Genomic DNA, 1,968 nt, shown 5'->3' with positions numbered 1-1,968 from the left:
GGTTAAAAAGGAGCATAACAAATATGGCACATACTACTACATCTATGGAAATTTTCGGTTCACCTGAACAAGTATGGCAATTAATCGGAGGATTCAACTCCCTTCCAGACTGGTTACCTTATATACCTAGCAGTAAATTAACTGAAGGCGGTCGTGTACGTCACCTAGCTAATCCAGATGGTGATACGATTATAGAACGTTTAGAAGTATTCAATGATAAGGAACGGTACTACACGTATTCAATCATGAATTCACCATTCCCAGTCACTAATTATGAGTCCACAATCCGGGTTAAAGAAGGTGCTGAAAGTAAAACATCATTAGTAGAGTGGTTTTGTACGTTCACTCCTGTTGAGGTTAGTGATGAAGAGGCAATAAATCTGTTTCATCGCATCTACAGTGATGGGCTCAAAGCATTGCAGCAAGCATTTCTAGATTGGTTCATGTAATTGATTGAGACGAAAAAGTTAATTAACAGTCAAATATTCGATTTTGTGGTTAAGTTCATTATGAAAGATAAACAAATACAAATTTCATGCCTGCTTGTTAATGACAAGAAATAAAAAATACTACCTCCAAATGGAAGGTAGTATTTTTTTATTAATCAGGAAAAACAATTAATCCCTCTTCTTTTTCCTCCTGTTTTAAATCTTCTTCTGGGAATGTTACAGTTGAATTTTTCTCCCCTGTTTTTTTTGTTTCTTCACCTGGAAATACGAAAGTTGAATTTTCTTTTCCTTCATTTTTTTCTACGTTATCTGGAAATACCATAGGATCATTGGTAGTTAAATCACTATGAAATCCAAGGTTAGACAAAATCGCTTTTAAATCTGGTAAAACCCCTATTTTATCAGATGATGGATTATTAGACTTTGTGCCTGTATTAGGATTACTTAAAATTGCTCTCAATTCTTTTGGTGTATATGCCTTACCTAAATGTTCTTTAGCAATCCCTTGAATTGATACAGCAGCCCCAGCGATTATAGGCGAAGCGCTAGAAGTACCACGGAAATTAGAAGTATAACGATTCATTATACTCTGATCTGTAACTTTTTGTCCTTTACTATTTTGATTTTGATATGTATCTAATGTGTCAACATACTCTCCCCAACCATATACATCAATTCTACTACCATAGTTAGAGAAACCTAAACGTTTATGAGGAACTCTTGCAGTAGATGCTCCAACTATAATAGCTCCTGAATCTTTAAAGTCTGGACTATTTCGATTTAAAATCTGTTTACCATTACGGTCTTTAAATTCATCTAAATCAATCCCACCATTACCAGCTGCTTCTACAATAATAATGCCTTTATCTGTACCTTTGCGAATTGCGTTAAATATACTCGGGTATACTTCTACTGGTAAAGGGTCATCTCCATATCCATCATATTTAAAGGATTCCTCTATTAATAAAACATCTCCAGCCTGTAAAGAATCTACGGCACTTAAAATAGCATCTCTTACATCGATTCTCCCATTATCTCGGATCACTGAAATTACTTTTGCCTTTGCTTTTGGTGCAATCCCAATGTTCCCAATCCGATTGTCAGCTGCAGAAACAACACCTAGAACTGAAGTACCATGAGAAAGATCATTACTCATTTTTCCAGACATAAATTCAATATTTTGACCGACTAAATCTTCATGATTTAATAACCAGCCTTCTTCCAAATCTACAAAAGTTGCTCCTTGACCATCTCCTCCTTTAATTCCCCAAGCATAAGGAGCATTAATTCCTAAAGGTGCCTCTTCAAGATATCCCTGTCTCGAAAATCTAGGTTCATCATAAGGATTGACTGATAATACAGGCAATCTCGAGCTAGTTGTTGTATTTATACTCTTATTAGAACGAACTAGTATTTTACTAGAATTGTCATTAGCAGCATATACTGTATTTGTTACAAATGTCGTACCTACCCCAGCAAAAGTTGTAATTGCAAGTGATGATATCAACATACCTTTAAA

At 35.2% G+C, this 1,968-nt stretch carries 2 protein-coding genes; one reads left to right on the top strand and one right to left on the bottom strand.

Annotated features, from left to right (window positions below; genetic code table 11):
• The first annotated feature begins 23 nt into the window (after positions 1–23).
• Positions 24–449 carry an SRPBCC family protein gene (locus ACQGS6_RS27380; RefSeq protein ID WP_426965948.1) on the top strand — a complete coding sequence of 142 codons (426 nt, stop codon included), beginning with the start codon at positions 24–26 and terminating at the stop codon, positions 447–449.
• A gap of 151 nt (positions 450–600) precedes the next feature.
• Here ACQGS6_RS27380 and ACQGS6_RS27375 read toward each other — a convergent pair.
• Positions 601–1,968: S8 family peptidase (locus ACQGS6_RS27375; protein ID WP_426965947.1), on the bottom strand; the 1,368-nt coding region annotated here is incomplete at its 5' end.

The organism is Bacillus sp. GMs2/2, assembly GCF_050172095.1.
Taxonomy (GTDB): Bacteria; Bacillota; Bacilli; order Bacillales; family Bacillaceae_G; genus Bacillus_A; species Bacillus_A cereus.
This window is presented reverse-complemented; position numbering and strand designations above follow the sequence as displayed.

Bases quoted from the DNA above. Each gene is read 5' to 3' on its own strand.
- ACQGS6_RS27380 (WP_426965948.1), top strand. From the start codon at position 24: ATGGCACATACTACTACATCTATGGAAATTTTCGGTTCACCTGAACAA.